At 71.0% G+C, this 19933-nt stretch carries 18 protein-coding genes; 10 read left to right on the plus strand and 8 right to left on the minus strand.

Features of this window, described 5'->3' with window-relative positions; all coding sequences use genetic code 11:
- Positions 1-18: 18 nt before the first annotated feature.
- From ABZ893_RS03250 to ABZ893_RS03265, 4 genes are all read right to left on the minus strand, one after another.
- On the minus strand, positions 19-1161 hold the full coding sequence (locus ABZ893_RS03250; RefSeq protein WP_361396111.1) for an acyl-CoA dehydrogenase family protein: 1143 nt from the start codon (positions 1159-1161) through the stop codon (positions 19-21).
- Positions 1162-1179: 18 nt separating this feature from the next.
- Positions 1180-2205, minus strand: a complete 1026-nt coding sequence (locus tag ABZ893_RS03255) for an LLM class F420-dependent oxidoreductase (RefSeq protein ID WP_361395840.1) — start codon at positions 2203-2205, stop codon at positions 1180-1182.
- On the minus strand, positions 2205-3362 hold the full coding sequence (locus tag ABZ893_RS03260) for a CaiB/BaiF CoA-transferase family protein (protein WP_361395843.1): 1158 nt from the start codon (positions 3360-3362) through the stop codon (positions 2205-2207). Before ABZ893_RS03260 ends, ABZ893_RS03255 begins: the two co-directional genes overlap by 1 nt.
- Before the next feature lie 248 nt (positions 3363-3610).
- On the minus strand, positions 3611-4003 hold the full coding sequence (locus tag ABZ893_RS03265; protein ID WP_361395845.1) for an MmcQ/YjbR family DNA-binding protein: 393 nt from the start codon (positions 4001-4003) through the stop codon (positions 3611-3613).
- Positions 4004-4102: 99 nt separating this feature from the next.
- Between ABZ893_RS03265 and ABZ893_RS03270 the strand changes: the two genes are divergently transcribed.
- The gene (locus ABZ893_RS03270) at positions 4103-5359 is read left to right on the plus strand and encodes a saccharopine dehydrogenase NADP-binding domain-containing protein (RefSeq protein ID WP_361395848.1); all 1257 of its coding nucleotides are present in this window, start codon (positions 4103-4105) and stop codon (positions 5357-5359) included.
- A 145-nt stretch (positions 5360-5504) separates the two neighbouring features.
- On the opposite strand, the gene ABZ893_RS03275 is transcribed toward ABZ893_RS03270, so the two are convergent.
- Complete coding sequence (locus ABZ893_RS03275; protein ID WP_361395851.1) at positions 5505-6227, minus strand: endonuclease V; 723 nt, start codon at positions 6225-6227, stop codon at positions 5505-5507.
- Between the two features lie 169 nt (positions 6228-6396).
- On the opposite strand from ABZ893_RS03275, the gene ABZ893_RS03280 reads away from it, so the two are divergent.
- The 9 genes from ABZ893_RS03280 to ABZ893_RS03320 all read left to right on the plus strand — a co-directional run bounded on the left by ABZ893_RS03280 (position 6397) and on the right by ABZ893_RS03320 (position 16953).
- Positions 6397-9078 carry a LuxR C-terminal-related transcriptional regulator gene (locus ABZ893_RS03280; RefSeq protein WP_361396114.1) on the plus strand — a complete coding sequence of 894 codons (2682 nt, stop codon included), beginning with the start codon at positions 6397-6399 and terminating at the stop codon, positions 9076-9078.
- A gap of 155 nt (positions 9079-9233) precedes the next feature.
- Positions 9234-10859 (plus strand): MFS transporter, encoded by a 1626-nt coding sequence (locus ABZ893_RS03285; RefSeq protein WP_361395853.1) that lies wholly within the window; start codon positions 9234-9236, stop codon positions 10857-10859.
- Between the two features lie 123 nt (positions 10860-10982).
- A complete protein-coding gene (locus tag ABZ893_RS03290) occupies positions 10983-11648 on the plus strand; it encodes a DUF308 domain-containing protein (protein ID WP_361395857.1) in 666 nt (221 codons plus the stop codon).
- Between the two features lie 129 nt (positions 11649-11777).
- Positions 11778-12248, plus strand: coding sequence for an SHOCT domain-containing protein (locus ABZ893_RS03295; protein ID WP_361395860.1), 471 nt, complete (start codon positions 11778-11780; stop codon positions 12246-12248).
- 57 nt (positions 12249-12305) lie between these two features.
- Complete coding sequence (locus ABZ893_RS03300; RefSeq protein WP_361395862.1) at positions 12306-12746, plus strand: hypothetical protein; 441 nt, start codon at positions 12306-12308, stop codon at positions 12744-12746.
- Positions 12747-12815: 69 nt separating this feature from the next.
- Complete coding sequence (locus tag ABZ893_RS03305) at positions 12816-13115, plus strand: YciI family protein (protein WP_361395865.1); 300 nt, start codon at positions 12816-12818, stop codon at positions 13113-13115.
- Between the two features lie 274 nt (positions 13116-13389).
- On the plus strand, positions 13390-13803 hold the full coding sequence (locus tag ABZ893_RS03310) for an SsgA family sporulation/cell division regulator (protein ID WP_361395868.1): 414 nt from the start codon (positions 13390-13392) through the stop codon (positions 13801-13803).
- 339 nt (positions 13804-14142) lie between these two features.
- Entirely contained in the window at positions 14143-15777 is a 1635-nt protein-coding gene (locus tag ABZ893_RS03315; protein ID WP_361395870.1) for an ABC-F family ATP-binding cassette domain-containing protein, read from the plus strand.
- Between the two features lie 198 nt (positions 15778-15975).
- Positions 15976-16953 carry an acyl-ACP desaturase gene (locus ABZ893_RS03320; RefSeq protein WP_361395873.1) on the plus strand — a complete coding sequence of 326 codons (978 nt, stop codon included), beginning with the start codon at positions 15976-15978 and terminating at the stop codon, positions 16951-16953.
- A gap of 51 nt (positions 16954-17004) precedes the next feature.
- On the opposite strand, the gene ABZ893_RS03325 is transcribed toward ABZ893_RS03320, so the two are convergent.
- The 3 genes from ABZ893_RS03325 to ABZ893_RS03335 form a co-directional block, all read right to left on the minus strand.
- The gene (locus tag ABZ893_RS03325) at positions 17005-17256 is read right to left on the minus strand and encodes a WhiB family transcriptional regulator (protein WP_361395876.1); all 252 of its coding nucleotides are present in this window, start codon (positions 17254-17256) and stop codon (positions 17005-17007) included.
- A 104-nt stretch (positions 17257-17360) separates the two neighbouring features.
- Positions 17361-18152, minus strand: a complete 792-nt coding sequence (locus tag ABZ893_RS03330; RefSeq protein ID WP_361395879.1) for a VOC family protein — start codon at positions 18150-18152, stop codon at positions 17361-17363.
- Positions 18153-18271: 119 nt separating this feature from the next.
- A complete protein-coding gene (locus ABZ893_RS03335) occupies positions 18272-19861 on the minus strand; it encodes a GMC family oxidoreductase N-terminal domain-containing protein (RefSeq protein ID WP_361395882.1) in 1590 nt (529 codons plus the stop codon).
- Positions 19862-19933 lie beyond the last annotated feature (72 nt).

Raw genomic sequence — 19933 nt, forward strand, 5'->3', positions numbered from 1 at the left:
TGGTGCGGGAGGGTGCGGTCAGGACAGCAGCGAGCGCCCGATGATCTCCTTCATGATCTCGGTCGTGCCGCCGTAGATCGTCTGGATGCGTCCGTCGGTGAAGGCCTTGGCGACGCGGTACTCCGTCATGTAGCCGTAGCCGCCGTGCAGTTGGAGGCAGCGGTCGGCGACGCGCTTCTGGAGTTCGGTCGCCCACCACTTGGCCATCGAGGCGTGCACGGCGTCGAGCCGGCCCTCCGAGTGGTCGACGATGCAGCGGTCGAGGAAGGTCCGGGTGACGGCGCACTCGGTCGCCATCTCGGCTATCTCGAACCGGATGTGCTGAAGCTTGGCGAGCGGGCGCCCGAACGCCTCACGCTCCTTGACGTACTCCGTGGTGATCTCCAGCAGATGCTCGGCGCCGGCGATGGCCGCGACGGCGATGCCCATGCGCTCCTGCGCGAGGTTCGTCATCAGGTGGATGAAGGCGCCGTCGAGCTCGCCGAGAAGGTTCTCCTTCGGGACGCGGACGTCGTTGAAGAAGAGCTCGGCCGTGTCCTGGGACTTCTGGCCGATCTTGTCGAGGTTGCGGCCGCGCTCGAAGCCCTCCATGCCGCGCTCGACGACCAGCAGGGACAGGCCGTGCGCCCCGCCCTCGGAGGTCGTCTTCGCGACGACGATGACGAGGTCGGCGAGGATGCCGTTCGAGATGAACGTCTTGGAGCCGTTGAGCAGCCAGTGGTCGCCCTTGTCCTCGGCGCTGGTGCGGATGCCCTGGAGGTCGGATCCGGCGCCGGGCTCGGTCATGGCGATCGCGGTGATCAGGGTGCCGTCGCAGAACCCGGGCAGCCAGCGGCGCTTCTGCTCGTCGGTGGCGAGCGAGGTCAGGTACGGCCCGATGATGTCGTTGTGCAGGCCGACCGCGAGCCCGGCGGCGCCCGCGCGCGTGAACTCCTCGGCGAGTACGGCGCTGTACCGGAAGTCGGTGTTGCCCCCTCCCCCGTACTCCTCGTCGACGGCGAGCCCGAGGAGGCCCTGGCGTCCGGCGGCGAGCCAGGCGTCGCGCGAGACGATGCCGTCCTTCTCCCACTGCTCGTAGTGCGGGAGGACCTCCTTGGCGAGGAAGGTGCGGACGGTCTCGCGGAACGCGTCGTGCTCCTCGGTGAAGATCTGCCGTTCCATGGTCATGCGGCGTTCCCCCTACAGCCAGTTCTTGACGGTCTCGATCAGCCGGGCCGGCCGGGGGCCGACCGGGATGACGTTCAGCATGGTGACTCCCGCGGCGCGGAACGCCTCGACACGCTCGCGTACGTAACTCTCGGGCCCGCACAGCGACATGAGCTCGCAGAACTCGTCCGGGACGGCGGCCTCGGCCTCCTTCTTGCGCCCGGAGAGGTAGAGCTCCTGGATGAGCTTTGCCTCCTTCTCGTAGCCGTAGGCCACGGCGAGGTCGTTGTAGAAGTTCTTGCCGACGGCGCCCATGCCGCCCACGTACAGGGCGATGCTCGGGCGGGCGAGGTCCCGGGCGGCGGCCGCGTCCTCGCCGATGGCGAGCAGGCCGCCGGCGACGATCTGGAGCGGGCCGAGTTCGGGAGCGCGCTTGGCGGCGCCCTCGGCGAGCGGGGCGCCCCACACCTCGTGCGCCTTCTCCGGGATGAAGAGCGTGGGCAGCCAGCCGTCGGCGATCTCGGCGGTCATCCGGACGTTCGCCGGGCCCAACGAGGCGACGTACAGCGGCACTTCGGGGCGTACGGGCTTGGCGAGGATCTTCAGCGGCTTGCCGAGCGTGCCGCCCTTCTCCGGCGGCAGCGGCATGTCGGTGATGCCGTGGTGGTCGATGACCTCGCGGCGCAGGATCCGGCGCGTCAGCTCGATGGCCTCGCGCGTACGGCCGAGCGGCTTGTCGTACGCCTTGCCGTGCCAGCCCTCGACGACCTGCGGGCCCGAGGCGCCCAGGCCGATGATCGCGCGGCCCCCGGAGATGGCGTCGAGCCCGGCGGCGGTCTGGGCGATGAGCGCGGGAGTGCGCGAGTAGACGTTGAGGATGGCGGCGCCGATCTTCATGCGCTCGGTGCGCGCCGCGAGGTAGCCCATGATCGTGGGCGAGTCGAAGCCGTACGCCTCGGCGACCCAGACGGCGTCCAGTCCGGCCGATTCGAGCGCGGCGGCTTCGTCGGCGGCCTGCCGGGGGTCGGCCGCGTAGGAGAGGGGTACGGACAGCTCCATCAGTTGTCTTCCTCCGTCTCGCTGGAGATGCCTTTCGTCAGGCTCGGTACGTCCCAGTCGCCGGCCACGTCCTCGGTGTCGGCGCCCGGCTGTGCGGGGCCCGTCCGGACGGCGGTGGGGGTCGCGGAGAAGCGGGGCGCGGGGGCCGCCTGGGTGATGCCGCCGTGGTCGGTGAAGGTGCCGCGGGCGGCGAGGTGCGGGTGGCGGGGGGCCTCGGCCATGGAGAGGACGGGCGCGACGCACGCGTCGGACCCCTCGAAGACGGCGGTCCACTCCTCGCGCGTGCGGGTCTTGAACTGTGCGGCGACCGCGGCGCGCAGCTCGTCCCACCGGGCGAGTTCGTGGCGCGGGGGCGCGGTGTCCGCGATGCCGAGGAGCCGCACGAATTCGTCGTAGAACTGCTGCTCAAGCGCGCCGACCGCCATGTACTGGCCGTCGGACGTCTCGTACGAGCCGTAGAAGGGGCAGCCGCCGTCGAGGAGGTTGGTGCCGCGCCGGTCCTGCCAGCCGCCGGAGGCGAACATGCCGTGGATCATCGACGCGAGGTGCGAGGCGCCGTCGACGATCGCGGCGTCCACGACCTGGCCCGTGCCGGTGTCGCGCGCGTGGTGGAGGGCGGCGAGGACGCCGACGACGAGGTAGAGCGAGCCGCCCGCGTAGTCACCGAGGAGGTTCGCGGGGACGGTGGGCGGCTCGTCGGGCCGGCCGATCATGCCGAGGGTGCCGGTGAGCGCGATGTACGCGATGTCGTGTCCGGCGCGCTGCGCGAGGGGGCCGTCCTGGCCCCAGCCGGTCATGCGTCCGTAGACGAGCCGTGGGTTACGGGCGTGGCACGCCTCAGGGCCGACGCCCAGGCGTTCGGCGACGCCGGGGCGGTAGCCCTCGATGAGGACGTCCGCCTTTTCGACGAGGTCGAGGACGCGCGCGGGGCCGTCCGCCGCCTTGAGGTCGACGATCACGGAGCGTTTGTTGCGGTTGGTGATGTCGTACTCGGGCGCGATCCCGAGCCCGGCGCCTCCCGGGCGGTCCACCCGTACGACGTCGGCCCCCAGGTCCGCGAGGAGCATCGCGGCGAACGGGCCCGGGCCGATGCCCGCCAGTTCGACCACGCGCACCCCGGCGAGCGGGCCGCTGTTCGCCATCCCTGCCACTGCCATCGAGCCCCCAGCACTGTGACACAACTGATGTAACACCAGCGATGCTAAGAACGTGTTCCACTCAGCACAACCCCTGGCGAGCAAGCGCTTAGCAATTTCCGGCTCGTCGTTCCGGGGCCATGGGCGTTCACGTATGGATTCGGTAGAGGTCGGCGCGCGCTTGAGGAGCACACCGCACCTGCCGTCCGTCCGGGCCTCACTCAACGGGCGTACGGCTCAGCCTGCACACGGCTCAGCAGACGTGTGGCTCAGCGCGCGTCCAGCTCCGCCACGCGTCTCTTCGTCGCGACCACCCGGAAGCTCTCCTCCACCCAGTCGCAGAGCAGTTCGGCGCCCGGGGCGCCCTTCTCGTCCAGGGGTATCCGCACCCAGCCCGCTCTGCCCAGGCCATATCCGGCCGGTTCGGCGCCCGGGGACGTGAGGGCGTGCGCGTGCGCCTCCTCGTCCTTGAGCTTGACCGTGAGGCCCATGGGGTAGCTGCCGTCGTCGACTCCGAGGAAGACGAACACCTTCTTGTCGGCCTTCGCGACCGTCTCGCCCCACGGGAAGTCCTCCGTGGCACCCGGCAGGCCCAGCGCGAACTCCCGTACCCGCGCCCACGTCCTGCGCGCCCGCTGCGACGGCTTCTTCGGCTCGGCCACGGCGACCTCCGCTTCCGGCGGGGCCCCTGAGCCGCCGCTCACCCCTCACGCTAGCCTCGGCCACCGACAACGGCGCGGGCCACACGGCTGAGGGGTGTCATGACCAGGCGGGACAGCGGACAGGGCGACGGGCGGGACAGGGCGCGGGACGGGAGTCCCGACAGGCGGGACAGGCCCGACAGGTCAGGCCGGGACTTCGACATCGTGCTCTTCGGGGCGACCGGGTTCGTCGGCGCGCTCACCGCCGAGTATCTGGCGGCGCACGCGCCCGAGGGGCTGCGCTGGGCCGTCGCCGGGCGCGACTTCGGCAAGCTGGAGCGGCTGCGTGAGCGCCTCACCGAGATCGACCCGGCGTGCGCGGTGCTGCCGCTCGTCCACGCGGACGTCGCCGACCCGGCGTCCCTGCGCGCCCTCGCGGCACGCACGCGCGTGGTCGCCACGACCGTCGGCCCGTACCTCACCCACGGCCAGGAACTGGTGGCCGCCTGCGCCGACGCCGGCACCGACTACGCGGATCTGGCGGGCGAGCCGGAGTTCGTCGACGTCACCTTCGTGCGGCACGACGCCCGCGCGCGGGAGACCGGGGCGCGGCTCGTGCACGCGTGCGGCTTCGACTCGATCCCGCACGACCTGGGCGTGCGCTTCACCGTGGCGCAGCTCCCGGAGGGGGTGCCGCTGCGGATCGACGGGTTCGTGCGGTCGAACGCGACGCTCTCGGGCGGCACGTTCGCGTCCGCGCTCAACCAGTTCGCGCGGGGGCGGCAGATGCTGGCCGCACAGCAGGACCGCCGGCGCCACCAGCCGCGCCTCGTGGGGCGCACGGCGTACGCGCCGACGAGCACACCCCGGTACGCCAAGGAGGTCGGCGCGTGGGCGGTCCCGCTCCCGACGATCGACCCGCAGATCGTGCAGCGGTCGGCGCGGGCGCTCGAGCGTTACGGTCCCGACTTCCGTTACCGGCACTACGCGGCGGTGAAGCATCTGTCCGTCGCGGCCGGGGGTGTCGTGGGGGCGGGCGCGCTGTTCGCGGCGGCCCAACTGCCGCCCGCGCGCCGCTGGTTGTCGGACCGGCTCAAGCCGGGTGAGGGGCCGGACGAGGCGCGCCGGGCGAAGAGCTGGTTCTCGGTGCGGTTCGTCGGCGAGGGCGGCGGACGCCGGGTGTTCACGGAGGTGTCCGGCGGGGACCCCGGGTACGGCGAGACGGCGAAGATGCTGGGTGAGTCGGCGATGTGCCTGGCCCTCGACGACCTGCCGCCGACTTCGGGGCAGGTCACGACGGCGGTGGCGATGGGCGACGCGCTGACGGACCGGCTTCGGGCGGCGGGGATCCGGTTCCGGGTGGCGGCGACGAGGTAGGGCGGGAGCGAGGTAGGGCGGGCGCAAGGTAGGGCGGCGAGCGGGGTGCGCCGGGGCGCCCCCTAGGGGGTGGACCTTCTGGCGCCGGGTGCCCCTAGGGGGTGGGCCTCCCGGCGCCGGGCGCCCCGTACGGAGCGGGCCCCAGCTACTCCGGCCCCACTCCCTGCGCCTCACCCAGCGCCCGTCGGCACAGCGCGTCCGCCCTGCGGGTCGTCTCGGGCTGGCGGTACTCAGGGGTGAGGCTCAGGGTCCAGGCGCACGCCGTGTCGAGGCTCGTGCGGTGGCCGACCGAGACGTAGACGGGCTTGACGCCGTGCTGCGTGCGGAGGGCGCGGCCCACCTCCTCGTCGCCGTCGAGCAGCGGGGCCGCGCTGCCGCGCGGTGCGTCCGGCTCCTCGTACGTGAAGGTGAACGGGTTCTTCGCGACGCCGATCGTGGGGAGCCCCGTCAGCACGCCGAGGTGGCTCGCGAGGCCGAAGCGGCGCGGGTGGGCCATGCCGTATCCGTCACAAACCACAAGGCCGGGGCGGGAGTTGAGAGCGGCCAGCGCGGCGACGACGGTCGGGATCTCGCGGAAGGCGAGCAGCCCCGGCACGTACGGGAAGGAGATCCGGCCGACGGCCGTGGACTTCTCCACGACGGCGAGTGTCGCCGCGTCCAGCACGACGGCCGCGGCGGCGACGAGGTCGCGCTCGTCGTCGTAGGCCACGTCGACCCCGGTGACGAGTCCGGTGCCGGGCCGCGGTCCCGGCTCGTCGAGGACGACGCGCCCCCGCAGTTCGTCCTGGACCGCGCGGGCGGAGGCCTCGTCGGCGGGCCAGTCGGCGAGAAGGGCGGACCGGTCGGCGAGGCTCTGGAGGTCATTCATGATGGCCGCCACCCTAGTGGTGCTCCCTAGGTGAGGTCCTTAGTCACGTCGGGTGACCTCGCGCTCACGTGACTCATGATCGGCGCGCGCCGGTGCGTACGGGCTGAGATGCTGGGCGTGCGGACGCTGCCCACAGTCTGGACGGACAGTGGTGATGGAGACCAAGACCATGACCGTGACCGTGACCGATGAACGTGATCGACTCCCGATGTCCTCGGGATCGATGGATCCTTCCGGCGTCCCGATTCTTCGAGCCCGCTTCGCGCTGCCGTCCAGGCCCGACGGGTTCCTGCGCCGCGAACGGCTGATCAAGCAACTGGACCAGGCGTTGAGCACTCCGTTGACCGTGGTCGACGGGTCGGCGGGCGCCGGCAAGACCCTCCTGGTCGCCGACTGGGCCGCCCACCTGGACGTCCCCGTCGCCTGGCTCACCGCCGACGCGGCCGACCAGGCACCCGGACTGTTCTGGGCGTACGTGCTGGAGGCGATGCACGCCGCCGGGGTGTCCGTGCCCGAGGAGGTCGGCCGCCCCGCCGAGCCGGGCAGCGTCGACCGCCGCACGCTGTCGCGCCTCGCCGCCGTACTGGAGCGTCGCGAGCGCCCCGTGGTCCTCGTACTCGACGAGTCCAGCCGCGTCACCACGCCCGAGACGGCCGAGCAACTGCAGTTCGTGCTGTCCCACGCGGGCAAGGGGATGCGCCTGGTCGTCGTCACCCGCACCGAACCGCTGCTGCCGATGCTGCACCGGTACCGGGCGTCCGGTGAGATGACGGAGATCCGGAACAGGCAGCTCGCGTTCACGCGCGCGGAGGCCGTTTCGCTCCTGGCGCTGCACGGCCTGTCTCCGTCGAGGCGTGCCGTGCACGCCCTGATGTCGCGTACGCAGGGGTGGGCCGCGGGCCTGAAGCTCTGCGCCCTGGACGCGTGTGAGAGCTCGGATCCGGAGACGTATCTGAGGCAGTTCGAAGCCGGGAGCAGTCCGGTCTCCGGGTTCCTTTTGGCGGAGGTCCTGGACCTGCAACCGGCCGATACGCAGGACCTGTTGCTGCGCCTCAGCGTGCTGGAGCGGTTCTGCCCCGACCTGGCGAACGCCCTGACCCACCGGAGCGACGCCGAGCCGACGCTGGCCGCGCTCCACCGCGAGAACGCGTTCGTCCAGTACCTGGGTCACTCCTGGTACCGGCTCCACCCCCTGTTCCGGGAGGTCCTCCGCGCCCATCTGCGGGAGCGGGTGCCCGGACTCGAGGCCGAACTCCGCCGTCGTGCCGCGCTGTGGCTGAGGCATTCCGGATCCATGCCCGAGGCGCTGGCCCAGGGGGCCGCGACGGGTGACTGGGAGTTCACCGCCGGGCTGGTCGTCGACGACCTGGCGATCGGGCAGCTGTTCACCGGCCTGCACTCCGCGGACCTGTCCCGCCTGTTCGAGCGGATGAGCCCGGACGCCACGGGGCCGGCCTCCGAACTCGTCCGCGCGGCCCGTGAGCTGGCGCACCACGACCTCGAACCGGGCCTGCACCACCTGCACCACGCGGAGGAGTTCCTGGACCGGTCAGGCCCGGCCGCCGCCCGACTGAGCTGCGCCCTGCTCGAAGCCCTGTCGGCACGGCTGACCGGTTCGCCCGGCCGGGCGGAACAGGCCGCCGAGGCGGCGCAGAAGCTGACGCAGGACGTGCCCGCGCACCTGCTAGGTGAGCATCCGGAACTCACCGCTCTTCTCCTCACCCACCTCGGCTCCGCCCGCCTGTGGGCCGGCCGGTTCGAGGAGGCGCGCGTCCCCCTGTCCGCGGTCGCCGGGCGCCAGGGCGGGGCGCCGATGGCGCTGCCTCGCCGGGAGTGCCTCGGTCATCTGGCTCTGATCGACTACCTGAACGGCTGGCTCGGCAGGGCGGAGCACAGGGCTCTGGAGGCGGTCGAGGAGGCGAAGCGGTACGGGCTGCCGGAGCACTCGGGCTCGGGCATCGACCGGCTCGTCCTGGCCGCCGTCCGTATCGACCGCGACGAACTGGACGAGGCCGAGGCCCTGCTGGAGGACGCGACCGCCGCCGGCGCGGTCGCGGCCGACCCGGTGACGCAGGCGAGCCGCGCCATCATCAAGGGGCGGCTGCTGCTTGCCCGGGGCGATCCCCAGGCCGCGCTCCGGGCGGCGAACTCCGCCGTCCCCGCAGTGGTGACCTCACCCTGGGCGCAGGACCACGCCGCCCTCGTCAGCTCCGCCGCCCATCTGGCCCAGGGCTGTCCGGAGACGGCCGAGAAGGTCCTCGCGCCGGTGGAAGGAAACCGTCCGGCGTGTGCGATCGAGGCCGCGCGGGCGCGGCTCGCGACCGGACACCGCGACGAGGCGCTGGACATGATCGACAGCCTGCCGGGCGATTCCCGGCCGGGCCCCGCGGTGACGGTCCGGGCCGTTCTGGTGCGCGCCCAGGCCGCGCACCAGGCGGGGGACCTGACCACAGCCCACCAGTTCGTGGCCCAGGCCCTGCTGGCCGCTCGGCGCGAGCAGTTGCGCCGGCCGTTCCTGGAGACCGGCCCCTGGATCCTCCCCCTGCTGAACACGGACCGGCTGCGTCCGCTGGCCCGGGACTGGCTCCCGGCGAGTACGTCGGACGGGCACGGCGAGGTCGAATCCGACGTGGTGAACCCGCCGGCGGCACCCCTGCTCGAAGAGCTGAGCGGACGCGAGCTGGACGTCCTGCGGCGGCTGGCCCAGATGATGTCCACGCAGGAGATCGCGGCCGACCTCTTCCTCTCCGTCAACACGGTGAAGACCCACCTCAAGGGCATCTACCGCAAGCTGACGGTGAACCGGCGCAGCGACGCGGTGCGGCGGGGGCGGGAGCTGGGGTTGCTGTGACTGTGACCTGACGGTCTGCCCGGCCGGTACGCCTCCCCCGTAAAGGGTGAAGCGCCCGCACGAGGAGTCCTGTGTCATGGGTGCGGCGGCAGACCGCGCGCCCGTCGGGGCCGGGGCGCCGATGGCGCCAGGCCGATCTCAGACAGGGAGCACCCGTGTCTCACTGGCGGGCGTTGATCGTACTCGGGGCTGCCCAGTTCCTCATGGTGCTGGACACCTCCGTCATGAACGTCTCCATCAGCAAACTCGTGGAGGACTTCGACACCGAGGTCACCGCCATCCAGGCCGTCATCACGCTGTACGCCCTGGTCATGGCCGCGTTCATGATCGTCGGCGGCCGGCTCGGCGACATCTTCGGGCGGCGCCGCATGTTCTTCCTGGGCCTCGCCGTGTACGGCACCGGCTCGGCCCTGACGGCGGTGGCCCCGACTCTCGGGGTGCTCGCGGTGGGCTGGTCGGTCATCGAAGGGCTCGGTGCCGCGATGGTGCTCCCGGCCATGGCCGCCCTCGTCGCCGAGAACTACCGGGGGCCGGACCGGGCGGTGGCCTACGGAGTCGTCGGCGGGCTCGCGGGCGCGGGGATCGCGGTCGGTCCGCTGCTCGGCGGCTGGGTGACGACGTACCTGACCTGGCGGCTCGTGTTCGCCGGTGAGGTGGTCGTCGTCCTGGTCGTGCTCATCTTCCGCGGGGTGATCAAGGAATCCCCGCGGATCGGTACGCCGCCCAGGCTGGACGGCGTCGGCGCGGCGCTCTCGGCGGGCGGACTCGCGCTCGGCGTGCTCGGCGTTCTGCAGAGCGGTACCTGGGGATGGGTGCAGCCCCGTAACCCGCCCTTCACGATCCTGAGCTTCTCCCCGACGCTGTTCGTCATCGGCGCCGGAGTGGCGGTGCTGTTCTACTTCGCGCACTGGGAACGGCTGCGGGTCGCCAAGGGCCGCGATCCGCTGGTCCAAATGACGCTCCTGCACCAGCCCGTGCTGCGCTCCGGCCTGCTGTCGCTGCTGAGCCAGAACCTCATTCTCCTCGGACTGTTCTTCACCATCCCGCTGTATCTGCAGGTGGTGCAGGGCTTCGACGCGTTCGAGACGGGGCTACGGCTGCTGCCCGTGTCCGTGACCATGCTGGTCGCGTCCACCGTCGGGTCCCGGCTCGGGCGGGTGCTGGGGCCGCGCCGGGTGGTCCGCCTCGCGCTGCTGACGCTGGCCGGGGCGGTGGTGTGGCTGCTGGCGACCATCGATCCGGTGATCGACGACGCGCAGTTCGCCGGGGCCATGGCCGTGCTCGGCGTGGGCATGGGGCTGATGGCGTCGCAGCTCGGCAATGTCGTCCAGAACAGCGTGGGCGAGACGGAACGCAGCGAGGCGGGCGGGCTGCAGTTCACGGCCCAGAACCTGGGCTCCGCGCTGGGCACCGCGCTCATCGGTTCGCTGCTCATCGGTGCCCTGGCGCACGCCTTCACCACCCAGGTGGAGAGCGATCCACGGCTGTCGGCGGAGGCTCGGCAGCAGACGGGGGTGGCGCTGGAGGCGGGGATCTCCTTCGTCCCCACGCAGCAGGTGCGCTCGGCGGCCGAGGCGGCCGGGTTCCCGCCCAGCGAGGTCGACGCCGTCACGGACTCCTACGCCTCGGCGCAGTTGCAGGGGCTGAAGGCGGCGATATTCGCCACCGGAGGCATCACGCTCGCCAGTTTCCTGGTCACCCGGCACCTGCCGGCCGGGAAGGCGGCCGAGGCGGACGCCTCTGGCACCGATGCCTCGGGCGGGGCGCCGGACCAGGAGTGAGCGTCACTCCCCCGGTCTGATCACCCGGTAAGGGTGATCCCCGGTGCCGGCCGCACGCGCGACGCTGGTCCGGAGATCGGGGAGCAGGCCTGGCTGCCCCTGTGACCCAGGTGAGGAGGAGCCGTGAGTGCGTCGTCGCATTCGTCACCGTCCGCCGGACCGGACCGGCCGTCCGGTGGGGCGGCCTCAAGCCCGTTCGGAGACAACCCCGCGTGGGCGCTGGAATCCGCGGGGCGTTCCTGGCTGTGGATCCTGGGGGCGGCCCTGACCACCCTGGTGCCAGGCATCTTCGTACTGGTCTGGCCCGACGAGACCCTGCATGTGCTGGCCGTGCTGCTGGGCCTGTACCTGCTGGTGACCGGGGCGTTCCGTTTCGTGTCGTCCTTCTCCCAGGAAGGGCACGGCGAGCGGCTCGCCGGACTGCTGCTCGCGGTGCTGTACGTGCTGGCCGGCGTGCTGGTCCTGCGTAACCCGTTGCAGACCGTCGCGGCGCTGTCGCTGGTCGTCGGGGTCGTCTGGCTGGTGACCGGTGTCATCACCCTGCACACGGCTCTCGCGACGAAGGAACTCCCCCACCGGGGCTTCGTCCTCGCCGTGGCGGTGCTCGGAATCGTCGCGGGCATCGTCGTACTGGCCCTGCCGACCCAGTCGGCGCACGCGCTGACCCGGCTCCTGGGGCTGTGGATGGTGCTGCTCGGTGTGTTCGAGCTGGCGGTCGCGTTCGCGTGGCGGGCCACCGTCCGCAGAAGCGGCAGCGCTGCACCGGGCGGACCCGGCGAGCCCGTCTGACGTCCTTATGCAATCTTCACCCCCTTCGGGTGAGGCGCCCCGTGCTCTGCCCTGGGCACGCTGAGAGACGCCACACCACCTACCGGGAGCGTGTCCGCGACGGAGGCGCGTCCGAGCTGGAGGAGAGAGATGAGCGCGCTGAACACCCTCGCGTACGACTTTCCACTGCTGAGCGCCTTCTGGACGATGCTCTGGTTCTTCCTGTGGATCATGTGGTTCGTCCTGCTCTTCAAGGTCATCGTCGACATCTTCCGTGACGACGAGCTGAGCGGCTGGGGCAAGGCCGGCTGGCTGATATTCGCCTGTGTCCTGCCCTTCCTGGGCGTGTTCGTCTACGTCGTCACCCGCGGCAAGGACATGGGCCGCCGGGAGAGGGCGCAGGCTCGCTCGCAGCAGGAACAGTTCGACAAGTACATCCGTGAGACCGCCGGCACGAGCGGGGCCCCGGCGAGCAACGTCGACCAACTCGCCAAGCTGTCGGAGATCCGCGCGCGCGGCGACATCACGGACGAGGAGTTCAACAAGGCGAAGGCCATGGTCCTGAGCGGAGCGGGTACCTCCGGGCGCCCCACCGACGTCACCCCGAAGTCCGGTGACTGAGCCCCGGCCGCGTCGGACAACCCTCACTCCCACGAAAATCGAAACGAGGTAGCCAGGATGAGCGCCGCACCCACCGGACACACCACGCATACAGCCAGACAGGAATGGGCCACCGGCCTGACCGTCTTCGCCGCGGTCACGCTCATGATCGTCGGAGTCCTCGCCATCATGAGAGGCATCGCGGCGATCGCTCAGGACGACCTCTTCGTCACGACGCGGAACTACTCGTTCGCGTTCGACCTGACCAGCTGGGGCTGGATACACCTCGCCCTCGGCGTCGTCGGCGTCATCGTCGGACTCGGGCTGTTCACGGTATCGATGTGGGCGCGCGTCGCCGGCGTGGTCATCGCCGCTCTCGTCATCATCGCCAACTTCATGTCCCTGCCGTACTACCCGGCCTGGTCGCTCGTGATGATCGCGGGCTCGGGTTTCGTCATCTGGGCGCTGTGCGTGGCGAAGAGGGACGAGGCCTTCGAATCCCAGCGTCGAGGCAGGTGAATCGCGGGGGCGGGCAGACGACGTGGCCGCCCCCGCAACACCGCCCCGGGCCCGGGTAGCCTGGCGATCATGTTTGTACTTGAGCTCACCTACACGGCCCCGATGGAGCGCGTCGACGCACTTCTGGAACCGCACGTCGCCTGGCTCGACGCGCAGTACGAGGCCGGCGTCGTCATCGCCTCGGGCCGCAAGAACCCGCGCGACGGCGGAATCCTCCTGGCCGTAGGCGACGACCGCACGGAGATCGAGAAGATCACAGCGACCGACCCCTTCGTCACGGGCGGCGTGTGCGAGTACCGCGTCACGGAATTCATCGCCACGAAGACGGCACCTGAACTGGAACGCTTCCGCCAGCAACTGGCGGGTTAGTTCTCCCTGTACGGATCAAGCGAGGCGGGCCATGCCAAGGCGCAGGCCCGCCTTCGCCGTAACACGGTTCGATGACCTGCTGTTCAACCGGTGGAACTGACCCTGAACGCCTGAACGATCAGTGGGGTGGGCGGAATACTCGGGGGCGGGAGCGGTGACAGACGTCACTCAGGTTGTCGGGGGATCCGGTGCACGGATTGCTTCGTTCCGTCGTCTGTTCAAGTGGGAGGAGTCTGGCCCGCCGTCCGTGCCAGCCATCACAAGGGAGCAGGCGATGTTCACCGTCATCGAGCAAGCCGTAGAGGCCCGTCTCGTCGCCGCCGCGCCGCGGATGCCCACGATTCCCGCGACGCTTAGGTACGACATGCGGGATCCCTTTGCCGTACACATGTCGTTCCCCGCGTCGGCCACGCTCGAGGACGTGGACGTGAGCTGGACGTTCGCCCGTGAGCTGCTCGCGGTCGGCCTTGGCGAGGCTGCCGGTCAGGGTGATGTCCGGGTCCGCCCGTACGGCTTCGAGCGGACGGTGCTCGAGTTCCACGCCTGTGAGGGCACCGCGATCGTGCACATCCGCACCGGCGAGCTGCGCCGCTTCCTCACCAGCACGGCGATGCTGGTGCCCGTCGGCGACGAGCACCTGTATCTCGACCTGGACGCCGACCTCGCCGAGCTGATGCGCGAGGCGTAGGACGGAAGAGACGGAAGAGGGGCCGGCCGCGCTCCCGTAATTCCGTTGACGGGGCCGCCACCCCGTTCCTACGTTGTACAGCGACCCTGTAGTCGTCGATCGGAGCAGGACGTTGCTTCTCTGAGGTCTTCAGACACCGCGCCACGCGACCCGCACCCCACCGGTGCCGCCCGCGTGCCCCCGTGTGCGACCTCGGACGACGAGCCGTCCGCCTTCCCGCCGAACCCGGTTCCGGTGATCCGGTAACCCCGGGATCCGGCGATCAGCCATCTGGCACAGGGGTCTCCCGCGGTGTCCCGACGCGTAGCCACTCTTCCCGTCGAGCGACCCGAGGCACATATGTCAACGTCCCCCTCCCCCGCTTCTCTCACCTGTACCTCCCTCACCTACGACTGGCCCGACGGCACCCGGGTCTTCGACGAGCTCCAGGCTCATTTCGGCCCCGGCAGAACCGGGCTCATCGGCCTCAACGGCGCAGGAAAATCAACGCTGTTGAAGCTCCTCGCCGGAGAACTCGCCCCGACGGAAGGCACCGTGACCGTCACCGGCGAGATCGGCCACCTCCCCCAGAACGTCACCCTCCAGACCTCGCTGCGCGTCGACGAAGCGCTCGGGATCTCCGCCGCCCGCGCCGCCCTGCACGCCATCGAGGCGGGCGACGTGCGAGAGGAACACTTCGCTGCGGTGGGCGACGACTGGGACGTCGAGGAGCGCGCCGCGGCGGCCCTCGACGAACTCGGCCTGGGCCACATCGGCCTCGACCGCACCATCGGCGAGCTGTCGGGCGGCGAGTCGGTGCTACTGCGCCTCGCCGCGCTGCTCCTGCGCCGCCCTGACGTCCTACTGCTCGACGAGCCCACGAACAACCTCGACCTGCCCGCCCGCAGACGCCTGTACGCGACCGTCGAGGCGTGGCCCGGCATCCTGATCGCCGTCAGCCACGACCGTGAACTCCTCGAACGCGTCGACCAGATCGCCGACCTGCGCGCGGGCGGCGACATCGTCCGGTACGGCGGAACCCTGTCCGCGTACGAGGAGGCACTGGCCGTCGAACAGGAGGCGGCGGAGCGCATGGTGCGGGCGGCCGGTGCCGACCTGAAGCGGCAGAAGCGTGAACTCACGGACGCCCACCTCAAGTTGGCCCGGCGCAAGCGCTACGGGCAGAAGATGTGGGACACCAAGCGCGAGCCGAAGACGATCATGGCGCAGCGCAAGCGGCAGGCCCAGGTCTCCGCGGGCAAGCACCGCCTGCTGCACGAAGGCCGGCTGGCCGAGGCGAAGGAACGGCTCGACGAGGCGGTGGAGGCCGTGCGCGACGACGACGAGATCCGGGTCGACCTGCCGCACACGGAGGTGCCGCCGGGCCGCTCGGTCTTCACGTTGCGCGCCCTGCGAATGGCCCACGGGGCGTGCGTGCAGGGCGAGTTGGAGGTGCGGGGTCCGGAGCGGATCGCGCTCGTCGGGCGCAACGGGTCGGGCAAGACGACGCTGCTGCGCACGATCGCCGGGGAGCTGGCGCCCGTCGGGGGTGAGGCGGAGGCGCACGTCCCGCTGCGCTTCCTGCCGCAGCGCCTCGACGTGCTCGACGACGGCCTGACCGTCGCCGAGAACGTCGCCCGGTTCGCCCCCGGTGTGACGAACAACCGCGTCCGCGCGCGCCTCGCCCGCTTCCTGTTCAAGGGGGCGGGGGCCGACCAGATCGCGGGGACGCTCTCGGGCGGCGAGCGGTTCAGGGCGACGCTCGCGGCGCTGATGCTGGCCGAGCCGGCGCCCCAACTGCTGCTGCTCGACGAGCCGACGAACAACCTGGACCTGGCGAGCGTGCGCCGGCTGACCACGGCCTTGGAGTCCTACCGGGGCGCGCTGGTCGTCGCGAGCCACGATCTGCCGTTCCTCTCGGCCGTCGGCGTCACACGGACGCTGCTCATGGAGGGAGGCGAGCTGAGGGAGGGCAAGACGGGCGAACTTGTGTGAAGTCGCTCTCACTCCGGCCCTGAGAGCCATACTTCTGGGGCGCAATGGCCCCATAGGGGCTCTTAGGGCTGGAGGGACCAATTCCGGAGGCCCTTTACGGAGGGTTTAACCTACGGCAACGTAACCTACGAGACCGTAGGTACAACCGCTCGTACCTGCCCGGCCTTACGCATTACTCCCGTCCCCCTGGAGCAACTCGTGACCATCACCTCTCCCCACCTCGGCAGCTCGTCCGCCACGTGGACGGACGCCCAGCTGCTGTACGCGCTGGAGGAAGTGGTCGAGAAGGAGCTCAACCGCCACCTCAAGGTGGCCAAGGACTGGATGCCGCACGAGTACGTGCCGTGGGCCGACGCCCGTAACTTCCCCGGCTTCTTCGAGGACGGCGAGGCCTGGGCGAAGGACCAGTCGAAGGTCTCCGAGGTCGGCCGCGTCGCGCTCGTCGTGAACCTGCTGACCGAGGACAACCTCCCCAGCTATCACCACGAGATCGCCAGCCTCTTCGGCCGCGACGGCGCCTGGGGCACCTGGGTGCACCGCTGGACCGCCGAGGAGGGCCGCCACGGCATCGTCATGCGTGACTACCTGCTCGCGTCGCGCGCCGTCGACCCGGACCAGCTCGAGCGGTTCCGCATGTCGCACATGGGGGAGGGCTTCGAGTCGGACAACCGCCACTCGATGCTGCACACGGTCGCGTACGTCGCGTTCCAGGAGCTCGCGACCCGCGTCTCGCACCGCAACACCGGCCACCACTCGGGCGACCCGGTCTGCGACCGGATGCTGGCGCGCATCGCGACCGACGAGAACCTGCACATGGTCTTCTACCGGAACCTGCTCGGCGCCGCCTTCGAGCTCGCCCCGGACCTCACGATGCAGTCCGTGCGCGACGTCGTCGTCAACTTCCGGATGCCCGGACACGGAATGCCCGGCTTCGAGCGCGCCGCCGCGCAGATGGCCATCGGCGAGATCTACAACATGCGGATCCACCACGACGACGTGATCCAGCCCGTGCTGCGCTTCCTGAAGGTCCTCGACATCGACGGCCTCGGCCCCGAGGGTCTCAAGGCCCAGGAGGAGCTCGGTCTGTACATGGGCGGCCTGGACCAGGAAGCCTCGAAGTTCGACGAGAAGCTGGCCGCGCGCAAGGCCCGCCTCGCGGCCCGCGCCGCCGGCTGACCCACGCCGCACACACGCGCTCCCGGGCCCGCCCGGGGGCGCGTTCGTGTGTCAGCCGCGCCGCAGCTGGAGGCGTTCCTTCTCGGAGAGTCCGCCCCACACGCCGAAGCGTTCGTCGTTGGCGAGCGCGTACTCCAGGCAGGCCGAGCGGATCTCGCACAGACCGCAGATGCTCTTCGCCTCCCGCACGGAGCTGCCGGGCTCGGGGAAGAAGAAGTCACCGCCCGTCTGGGCGCACAACGCCGCGTCCTGCCAGCTCGGGGCGGCCGGGGCGGGGCTCAGTGTCGTCGTGTTCGAGTACATGCCGAAGATCGTGCCGGGCAGGGAAAAACAGACGATCAACGACTGATCAACGCGGCGCGCCGGGCGCGTCACACCGTGGACGCGCCCATGCTCCCCGACACGGCTCAGGTCTGGTTCGGGTCCCCCTTGATGACCGCGAAACGGGCGCCCTGCGGGTCGGTGATCTTCGCGATGCGACCGACGCCCGGCAGGTTCGTCGGCGCGAGGCGCACCTTACCCCCCAGCTCCAGCGCCCGGTCCACGACCGCGTCGACGTCCGGCACATGGAAGTACGGCGTCCAGTGCGCGTCCGTGTCCGACTCGGCGGGGTCGTCGCGGAGCGTGACGATGCCGCCGAACATGTCGTCCTCGCTGGTCACCGCCGGGTTCACCGTCGTATAGGTGCCGCCCGGGAACGGTACGTCGAACGTGTTCCAGCCGAGGACCGAGTGGTAGAACTCCTTGGCCGCGGCGACGTCGGGGACGTACAGCTCGATCCAGTTGAGCGAGAAGTCCTCGGTGGCGACGTCGAGGCCCTTGTTCCGGCCGGGTTGCCAGAGGCCGAAGAGCGCGCCGGCCTGGTCGGCGAGGACGGCCATGCGGCCCAGGTCCATGACGTCCATCGGCTTGTACGGCACGGATCCGCCGGCCTGCTCGGCGGCCCGCACGGTCGCGTCGGTGTCCTGCGTCTGGAAGTAGACGGTCCAGGTGGGCGGCGCCTGTTCGGGGGTGACGGTCATGGCGCCCGCGACGGTCCTGCCATCGAGCTGGAAGAGGCCGTAGCCGCCGGCCTCGGGGCCGCCCGACTGGAACTGCCAGCCGAAGATCCCGGTGTAGAAGCGGACGGCGGCGTCGAGATCGGGCGTCGCGAGGTCCAGCCAGTTCGGCGAACCGTCGACGAAACGGGTGGTGAGCATGGTGCCCTCCTCGTTGAGGGTGCCCCCCTTGCAGGGGTCCCGTTGTCTGCCTCACCGAGTCTTCCACCGCCCACTGACAATGGCCGTTCACGAACCGCCACGGGGTGAACGGCCCACGCTCACGCCCCGGCGTCCTCCCTGATCAGCTCGGCCGCCTTCTCCGCGATGGCGACGGTCGGCGCGTGCGTGTGCCCGCGCGTGATGCGCGGCATGACCGACGCGTCGACGACCCGCAGCGCGTCCACTCCCCTGACCCGGAGGCGCGGATCCGTCACCGAGCCCTCGTCGGCGCCCATACGGCAGGTGCCGACGGGGTGGTACAGCGTCTCGGCGCCCGCCCGGACCACCCGCGTCAGCTCTTCGTCACCGACGATCCCGGGGTACGGCGCGAGGGGCCCGTCGGCGTACGGGGCGAGGGCCTTTGACGTGAAGAGCTCTTCGGCGCGCCGGACACCGGCGACGAAGGTGCGCAGGTCCCCTTCGTGGGCGAGATAGTCCGGGTCGATGACGGGCGGTGCCGACGGGCCCGCTCCGCCCGGGGTGACGCGGCCCCGGCTCTCGGGCTGGAGGAGGACGACTCCGATGGTGACGCCGTGTTCGACGGGCGGGGTGAGTCCGTGGTTGACGAACGGCACGGGCGCGTAGATCAACTCGATGTCCGGGGCGGCCAGTTCGGGCCTGCTCCTGATGAAGGCGACCGCCTCTCCGACGTTCGAGGTGAGGGGGCCTCGGCCGGAGAGCAGGACGCGGCCCACGTTGGTGAGCGAGTCGGCGCCGGTGAGCGTGACGGGGCGCGGGCAGCGCATCGTGACCGCGTAGGAGAGGTGGTCCTGGAGGTGGTTGCCGACGTCGGGGGACGCGACCCGGACGTCGATGCCGGCTGCGGCGAGCTGTTCGGGGTCGCCGACGCCTGCCTGCTGGAGGAGTTGTGGGGAGCCGATCGCGCCCGCGCTGAGGATCACCTCGCGGCGGGCGCGCAGGACGCCCGGGACGCCCTCGACGACGACTCCGGCCGCGCGGGTGCCGTCGAAGTCGATCCGGGTGACGCGGGCGTCGGTGAGGATGTGGAGGTTGGGGCGGCGCGCGGCCGGTTTGAGGTAGCCGTCGGCGGCGCTCCAGCGGCGGCCCCGGCGCTGGTTGAGCGGGGTGAGCGCGAAGCCGCTGTGGTCCGGCTCGTTCAGCTCGGCCGACTCCCTCAGGCCCGCCGCGCGGCAGGCGTCGAGGAACGCGGCCGTCGTCACGTTCGGGTCGCGCGGCGGCGAGATCCACAGCGGTCCGAGGGTGCCGTGCACGGAGTCCTCCCGCTGGACTCCGGCCCAGCGTTCGGCCCGGTGGAAGAAGCGCTCGAACTGGTCGTACGACCACTCGTCCCCGGCGGCCTCGCCCCACGCGTCGTAGTCGTCGCGGTGGCCGCGCACCCACATCATGGCGTTCATCGAGGAGGAACCGCCGAGCATGTGGCCGCGCGGCCAGTAGAGTTCGCGGCCGTCGAGCGCGGGCTGCTTCACCGTCGAGTGGTCCCAGTCGTACGGCGTGCGGAACAGCTTGGGGAACGCCGCCGGGATACGGATCTCGGGCTTGCGGTCGCGCGGGCCCGACTCGACGAGCGCGACGCGTACGGACGGGTCCTCGGAGAGCCGCGCGGCCAGCACACAGCCGGCCGACCCGGCGCCGACGATGACGTAGTCGTATTCGCTGTCCTTGCTCAACTTGGCTCCCGGGGTGGGGGGTTGGGGACCTGGGCCATGATCCCTACCCTCCCCTCCGGTGTACACCCGTGA

Origin of the sequence: Streptomyces sp. NPDC046821 (genome assembly GCF_040645335.1) — a bacterium.
In the GTDB taxonomy this organism is placed as follows: Bacteria; Actinomycetota; Actinomycetes; order Streptomycetales; family Streptomycetaceae; genus Streptomyces.

Excerpts from the sequence above, each read along its gene's own strand:
- ABZ893_RS03300 (WP_361395862.1), top strand. The coding sequence starts at position 12,306 with ATGAGCGCCGCACCCACCGGACACACCACGCATACAGCCAGACAGGAA.
- ABZ893_RS03270 (WP_361395848.1), top strand. The coding sequence starts at position 4,103 with ATGACCAGGCGGGACAGCGGACAGGGCGACGGGCGGGACAGGGCGCGG.
- ABZ893_RS03325 (WP_361395876.1), bottom strand. The coding sequence starts at position 17,256 with ATGTACTCGAACACGACGACACTGAGCCCCGCCCCGGCCGCCCCGAGC.
- ABZ893_RS03275 (WP_361395851.1), bottom strand. The coding sequence starts at position 6,227 with ATGAATGACCTCCAGAGCCTCGCCGACCGGTCCGCCCTTCTCGCCGAC.
- ABZ893_RS03255 (WP_361395840.1), bottom strand. The coding sequence starts at position 2,205 with ATGGAGCTGTCCGTACCCCTCTCCTACGCGGCCGACCCCCGGCAGGCC.
- ABZ893_RS03250 (WP_361396111.1), bottom strand. The coding sequence starts at position 1,161 with ATGGAACGGCAGATCTTCACCGAGGAGCACGACGCGTTCCGCGAGACC.
- ABZ893_RS03310 (WP_361395868.1), top strand. The coding sequence starts at position 13,390 with ATGTTCACCGTCATCGAGCAAGCCGTAGAGGCCCGTCTCGTCGCCGCC.
- ABZ893_RS03280 (WP_361396114.1), top strand. The coding sequence starts at position 6,397 with ATGACCGTGACCGTGACCGATGAACGTGATCGACTCCCGATGTCCTCG.
- ABZ893_RS03305 (WP_361395865.1), top strand. The coding sequence starts at position 12,816 with ATGTTTGTACTTGAGCTCACCTACACGGCCCCGATGGAGCGCGTCGAC.
- ABZ893_RS03260 (WP_361395843.1), bottom strand. The coding sequence starts at position 3,362 with ATGGCAGTGGCAGGGATGGCGAACAGCGGCCCGCTCGCCGGGGTGCGC.
- ABZ893_RS03330 (WP_361395879.1), bottom strand. The coding sequence starts at position 18,152 with ATGCTCACCACCCGTTTCGTCGACGGTTCGCCGAACTGGCTGGACCTC.
- ABZ893_RS03295 (WP_361395860.1), top strand. The coding sequence starts at position 11,778 with ATGAGCGCGCTGAACACCCTCGCGTACGACTTTCCACTGCTGAGCGCC.
- ABZ893_RS03315 (WP_361395870.1), top strand. The coding sequence starts at position 14,143 with ATGTCAACGTCCCCCTCCCCCGCTTCTCTCACCTGTACCTCCCTCACC.